This is a genomic window from Desulfoplanes sp., from assembly GCF_054921335.1.
On record NZ_JBUDSQ010000104.1, the window covers coordinates 1 to 6726 of the forward strand.

The 6726-nt window shown below is 54.8% G+C and carries 7 protein-coding genes; all 7 read right to left on the bottom strand.

The features are described 5' to 3' along the window. The coding region (locus ACY692_RS13565; protein WP_462325912.1) for an aminopeptidase P family N-terminal domain-containing protein at positions 1 to 214 on the bottom strand (214 nt) is incomplete at its 3' end. A gap of 263 nt (positions 215 to 477) precedes the next feature. After that, positions 478 to 1614, bottom strand: coding sequence for a sensor histidine kinase (locus ACY692_RS13570; protein WP_462325913.1), 1137 nt, complete (start codon positions 1612 to 1614; stop codon positions 478 to 480). A 269-nt stretch (positions 1615 to 1883) separates the two neighbouring features. Next, positions 1884 to 3125: an aromatic amino acid transport family protein gene (locus ACY692_RS13575; RefSeq protein WP_462325914.1), complete on the bottom strand. Its 1242-nt coding sequence runs from the start codon at positions 3123 to 3125 to the stop codon at positions 1884 to 1886. 567 nt (positions 3126 to 3692) lie between these two features. Beyond that, a complete protein-coding gene (locus ACY692_RS13580; protein WP_462325915.1) occupies positions 3693 to 4145 on the bottom strand; it encodes a YaiI/YqxD family protein in 453 nt (150 codons plus the stop codon). Continuing rightward, the gene (locus ACY692_RS13585; protein ID WP_462325916.1) at positions 4142 to 4327 is read right to left on the bottom strand and encodes a YwbE family protein; all 186 of its coding nucleotides are present in this window, start codon (positions 4325 to 4327) and stop codon (positions 4142 to 4144) included. Before ACY692_RS13585 ends, ACY692_RS13580 begins: the two co-directional genes overlap by 4 nt. Before the next feature lie 100 nt (positions 4328 to 4427). Further along, positions 4428 to 5783, bottom strand: a complete 1356-nt coding sequence (locus ACY692_RS13590) for a B12-binding domain-containing radical SAM protein (protein WP_462325917.1) — start codon at positions 5781 to 5783, stop codon at positions 4428 to 4430. After that, positions 5743 to 6585, bottom strand: a complete 843-nt coding sequence (locus ACY692_RS13595; RefSeq protein WP_462325918.1) for a tetratricopeptide repeat protein — start codon at positions 6583 to 6585, stop codon at positions 5743 to 5745. The genes ACY692_RS13590 and ACY692_RS13595 overlap by 41 nt, the downstream gene beginning before the upstream one ends. Between the last annotated feature and the right edge of the window lie 141 nt (positions 6586 to 6726).

Sequence of the window (6726 nt, forward strand, 5' to 3'; positions counted from 1 at the left end):
CGATCCCCTTGCGGCAGAGAAGAATGGGCTCACCTTCCCGGGGCACCCAGACCAGACCGTTCACCCACGATCCGGTCAGATAATAGATGTTCAGACGGGCAAAAATGAGCATGCCCGAAGCATCGGGAAGATGTTCTGCAAGAAGGGCCTGCAGTCGTTTGGTTCGCGACAGGCATTCGGCCAGGGGGTGTTGTTCAAGGGATGTGAAGGGCATGGGCTCCTCGTGAATGAAAGAGGGTGTAGGGGGATATTCGCAAATCGTTCGCAGGGAATGCAGGAAACGGGCGCAGTAGCGGGGAGCAGAGTGGATGAAAGGGAAGGATTCTGTCAACCAAAGGGAGGTTCAACAGAGATATCCGGCAGAATATCATTCTGGCGGGGGGATGGCGGATGCGGGCTTTTTGGTCACAGCCCTTCTTGTGTATTTGATGACCGTACACTGAATCACAATGGGTATATGCCTGTTTGATCGAGAAATCATGCCCCGACTGGATGCTTGAAACTGAAGACAGTTCCCTCTTTTTCGGAAGTCGAAAAGGAGACTTCTCCCCCCAGGATTTTTTCTCCGAGGAGTTTCATGGAAAACGTCCCGATTCCCCTGCCGGCCTGTTCCTTTGTACTGAAATTGCGTTGGAATATTCGTCGGGATACGTCATCGGGTATCTTCCGGGCGTTCCATACGCGGAAGATGACAGTGTCCGTATCATCCTGATCGATCCATACCTTGACGACTTCCTCTTTGTCGCCGGCCTCGAGGGCATTGATGACCATGTTGTTCAGGACACGCATAAGCAGAGAAAAATCCGTTGTGATGGCTTGCTTGGGGAAATCGACCGCGAATTCCAGATGCTTTTCATGGGCAGAGGGATGGTTGGCAAAGAACGAGGTGAGTTCTTCCATGACCTGGCTTGTCGATGATTCCACCCATGAAGGGAGATAGTCGTGGGAGTGGGTTTGGGACAAGTAACGCTGAATAGCGATTTCCTGCATGATCCGTACGGAAGCATGATGCACGGTATGCGCGAGTTTGGAGGGATGTTTCCGGACAAGGAGTTCACTTCCTCCAACGAGCATGGTGAGCAAGTTGTTGATATCGTGGAAAAAGGTCCTCTCGAGAGCCGCTCGTTGCTGTTGCTGGGTGATATCCTGAAGGAAGAGAAGAAGAAAACTCCGGCCTTCAATGGTGATAGGATGGGATTTGACGAGAAGGGACACATCGACCTCTTTGCCGCATCTATTGGCCGTCAAAGCGCATATTTTTTCAACCGGGGTATTGTGTTTGAGGCTCGAGACAATGGCGACGGCAGCACCACAGGTGGAGCAGTACTTGGTCGTTCCGCAACCTGCTGGTTGATCGTGGGCGTGAATACAATTCAGGACATCCCCGGGCCTCATACCCAATGCCTTGTGGGGATCATCGATGCCGACCATTTTCAGAAAGGAATCGTTCATGGCCAGAATTTGTCTGTTTTTGTCCAACACAGCCAGGAGACCGCTGAGAGAATGAAGGAGACCCGAGATAAAGGGGTTATGGTTGAGCAGTTCGATCTCCTGGGCGATTTCAGCCTCGTGTGTTTTTTCAGCAGGAGCAAAATATGTGTTTATGGTCTGCATGGGAGGAACCTGTGGTTGTTTTACAGAGGTGGGCCGTTTGTGCAGGTGCTTATCCGGTATAGATTTTCGCAGACAAAAATATCTGAATAATTGCTTTCAGGCAAGTCCGGAGTATGACGAGGTGGTCCTTTTGGCGGTTTGATACACTCGTCAACCTGATGCGGCCGCTGATGACCCTGCTCCTTGTCGGGGTGCTCCTTCCCCCCATGTTGAACGCTCTGACTGCATAGATCGTCCGTCCGGATCATGGGGGGAAGGATGATGGAGATTCATCCGTGCTTCATGTGATGGATCTGGGGAGCCCAGTGTTCCATGTCGGGTTTGATTCGCATCATGCCGGTTTCCTGGCCGATTTCGCAGGCAAGGCAGCCCAGAAAGAGGATGAGCATGATCACACCGAGAATCTTTTGCCAGGATTTCCTGCTCTTTTTCAAAAAGATGATGCTTGGCAGGATGCCGAAGAGAATGACGATACCCACCCCACCCACGATGTTCAGGGCCTGGAGAAAGACCTCGGGCCAGATCAGGGCGATGGCCAGGGGCGGGATGAAGGTCAGGGCGATGACAAGGGTGCGGTTTGTGATGCCCATCTGGTTTTCGGTCATGTCCTGGATGAATCCCATGAGCCCCATGCTGTTGGCCAGATAGGAAGTCATGATGGCCAGCAGGGAAAAGATCAGGGAGGCGATCATGAACAGCGGAGTACCCAGAATTTTGGCCATGGGCACGGTTGCCGGGATATTCTTGTGGAAGGAGACCAGCAGGCTGTTGACGGAATCATCCAGGGGAAGCACGCCCAGGGCGGTCTGTATCCACAGGGCGTTCATCACAAATCCCAGGATCATGCCCAGGAGCATGGTTTTCCACAGCAGAGAAAAATCCCATTTGAGACTCGTGCTGATGGTGGGGATGATGTTGTGGAAATGGAAGGCCGTGACAATGATCGGGGCGGTTGCCGGCAAAAATCCCCAGTCCGCAAAGGTGTAATGGCTGGCCTGCACATGGCTCTCACCCATGAAGACCATGAGGCAGAAGAAGACCAGCAGACTGACCATGATGAGTGTGTTGTATTTGAGGAGCAGCCCCGTGTTCATCAGGGCCACCCAGGTGATGATGGCGAAGAAGACCAGGGTGAGCAGCCAGTTGTAGTCTGCGGGAATATGGAAGAGATTGGCCAGGATGGAGGCCCCGCCGGTCAGGTAGGCGACCAGGAGTCCGTACAGGATGAGCATGTTTGCAAAGATCGCCACCCATTTACCGGCTGTGCCCAGGTATTGCTGATAGAGACTGGGCAGATTGAAGTTCTCTTTCCTGCTTGCCACGGCCTCCTTTCCCAGAACAAGGGCGGAAAAGAACATGGCCCCGCCGAGCACGACCATCCCGATCATGGCCGGTCCGAGTCCGGCAAGCCCGGTATTGATGGGCAGGGCAAGAATGCCCACGCCGATGAGATTGCCCACGACGAGAAAACTGATGGTCAGGACGGCCAGGAGGGACGATGGTTTGTTCATGGGGTTCCTTTGGGGTTGGAGTCAGAGAGGATTGTAAGCATCTGTGCGTAACTTTCTATAACAGCATCACCCAAAATTCGTAGATACTCTGTTGGAGGGAAATATTTTTTATTTGTTTTTTGTCATCTGTTCTCTATCCCCTACCATGTAAATACTCTGTTCGTGGCAAGGTTTTTTTATCTGTTTTCTGTTATCTGTTCTCTGTCTTCTATTCCGTAGGGGCGATCCGTGAATCGCCCGTTTTTGCATCCCCCCGGGGGGATGCTGCTGCAAAAACAATCTTTGGCTTCCTGTAGTTGTAACAAATCCTTTTGCGATGGAGCCTCGTTTATTTTGAAAAAGGGCAACGTGTCCAGCGTCCCTGACCTTCTTGTGTTAGCACCCCTTTAGCTACCAAACCTTGCAGTAGACGGGTGACGTCTATTGTATGGAGTAAACAAATCTCACGCAGACGGGCATTATCCACAATTCCTCCGAGGTCGGCTGTTACCAAGGCTTGGATTTCATCCATCCGCCGATCAGATGGTCTGTGGCAAGAATGACATGGGGTTCAATTGAAAGATCATTTCAGCGGGACCCGTGTTGGGTCAAAAATCGATCCAGCCTGTTGGCAAATCCGTGGGCATCTTTTTTGTTCAGGGGTGCCGGTCCCTTGGTCTGTTCCCCGCAGTCGCGGATTTCCTGCATGAAATTGCGCATGGTCAGATACTGCTTGATGTTTTCCGTGGTGAAGATGCCTCCCCGGTGGTCGATGGCGTGGCCCTTTTTGGTGATGACGTGGTCGGCCAGGGGGATATCTGCCGTGATGACCAGATCGCCTTCTTTGACCATCTCCACGATGCGGTTGTCGGCCTCGTCCGGCCCTGCGCCGACAACTATATAGGTGATGTGCCTCGATTCCCCCAGGTGGATGCGTTTGTTGGCTACCACGCAGGTGGGAAGCTTGAGCCGCTCGATGGCCCGGACGATGATCGGCTTGAGCAGATTGGGAAAGGCGTCGCCGTCAATATAGAGTTTCATGAACAGATCTCCTTGACCCTGCCCACTTCTCCGCTGGTCAGACGCACCTTGATCCCGTGGGTGTGGGTCGCGGATTTGGTCAGGATGTCCTTGACGATCCCCTGGGTCAATGTGCCGGTCCGCTGGTCTTTTTTCAAGACGATCTTCACGTTTTGGCCGGGATGTATATGTGCTCGTTTCATTTTGTTCATAAGGAATGGCTCTCTGTGGTAGATAGACTCATGTCTGATCGTTTGTCGATTGGGTGTTTTTTTGCTTGTGATCTAAGCCTATTTCTTGATTTCATTCGGTCAGTCTTTTCCACCAGGTGACCTTGTCCCATGAGAACCCTCCGGGCACGCAGGGCCAGATGGAGTTGTTCTGGGTCAGGGGTTCCTCGGCCAGGGGGAGGGGGGAGACGTCGCAGGCTCGGTCGAAGAGTCGGCTTCCCGGGATGGGGGTGTAGTGGGCCAGCTCCGGGCGCAGGCCCCATTGTTTGACCTGGTCGATGGTGGCCATGACTTCGGCGTCGTCCTGGTCGGGGAGGCCGAAGAGGATGTAGCAGGCCATGTCCTTGTGCTCGAATCCGGCCTTGACCAGGGCACGGATGCCCCGTTCCCATTGGTCCCTGGTGAGTTTGGCATCATGGCGGTGGCCGAAGTCCGCGGTTTCCAGGCCCAACCGGATGGTAGTCATGCCGGCACGTTTGAACCGGGCGCAGACGTCCGGGGTCAGGTAGCGGATGTGCATGGCATTAGGGGTGTGCAGGCGGATGTCCGTATGCAGGTTTTCCAGCCAGTCGAGCAGGGGCCAGAGCCATGTGTCGGGCTGGACCAGCAGGGCGTCGTCGTAAAAGGCGAAATCCCTGACCCCGCGCTCGATCTGAGCGGCCATGTTTGCCTTGATGGAATCGAACCGTCCCTGATGGAATCTGGGATAGAGCTGGTTGCTCGCGCAATACTCGCAGTGGAAGGGACAGCCCCGTGAACCCAGGATGGGGGCGAACAAGGGATGGGAATAGAGATCCAGGGCCGGGGTCATGCCCGCATTCTTTGGAAGGGGTGGGGGGGAGGCTCCAAGATGGCTCCAGAGCTTGTGCCAATTGTCCTCACGCTCCAGGGGACCCTGTATGAGCAGATCGGTTTCCTGCTTCCCGGCATGCTCCGGGCATAGGCTGGCATAGGTGCCCCCGAGGATGATGGGAACATGGGGCAGGGTCAGGCGGATAAGGCGGATCATGGCCGTGACCCCCGGATACCAGTAGGTCATCACCGAGGTGATCAGGATGGCGTCGGGCGTGGGGGAAAGGTGTTCCAGGGCCCCCCTGACCAGGTCGAAAGGCAGACCGTAGCGGCTGTATTGGCGGGGGATGTCGCGTAACGCATCGGGTTTGGGAAGGGGCTGCTTGGGATAGTGGCCCCGGCCGAACCGGTTCTGTTTGGGCCAGGACACGTCCTTCCAGGTGGGATCCATGCAGTCCTGCAGGGCAATGGAGCATCCCGCCCGCCGGAGCATGTCCAGACAGGTCAGAAGACCGACCGGTCGGGACCACAGGTTGTAGGCTGCGAAGTCGTAGACCCAGGGATTGATGCCCAGGATACGCGGGGAGTCCTTGGAATCAGCGGATGGATTCCAGGTAATTACTGGCCAAGAGGGCATCATCGGAAGAGGGAGCGGTTTGTATGACTCGCTTGAACCATTGGCGGGCTTCGGTTATCCGGTCCAGGCGGATCAGGTTTTCGCCCAGGGCAAGCATTATCGTCGTGTTTTCAAGGTCGGATTCTGCCCCCTGTTCGTACCATTTCTGGGCATCCTGGATACGGTCTTGATCGATGAGAATCTTTCCGAGCAGGAGGTAGGCCGGGATGTACCGCCAGTTTTTGTCCACGGCCATCTGGGCGTAGGTTTCGGCCTGGGGGAGGTCACCCAGTTTGGTGTACAGATCGGCCATGTTGTAGGCCGGGAATTCCTTGCGCAGATAGTTGGGGATGTCCAGGGCGTTAGTGTAGGCCTTTTTCGCGGCACCGTATTCATCCAAGGCCGCATAGACCTGCCCAAGATAGTTCCAGGCGTCCCCGAACCGGGGTTCCAGGTGAACGGCATGCTCAAAGTTCCTTCTGGCCGTGGGAAAATTGCCCATGAGGCTGTACACATGGCCGAGATCGAAGAATACGCGGGGATTGTTTTGGGCCTCTTTTTTGACCAGAAGGAGTTTTTCCAGCGCCGCCCGGTTCTTGCCGCCCCGGATATAGCTTTCTGCCAGATCCAGCTGGATGGATATCTCTTCCGAGCTCATCCGGGGCTGGTCCATGGATGGGGGGCCGGAGGTGCTGGAGCAGGCGGGGAGGAGAAGAAGGATAAAGGATATAAGATATAAGATATAGGATGTTGGGACAGAGGTGACGCATGCGTGGGTGGAGATGGATGGGCGTGGGGAGTGGTGCTGGGAATTGGTGTGCATGGTCGTTCCCATCCTGGGTTGAGGGTGAATGGTGCTCTGCGGCACCCACAAGGGTGCCGCAGAGCTGGTTAGACGTTATCCTATATCCTATATCCTATATCCTGAAGCGCAGCGCTCATCTATCATTTTTTTACACTACCT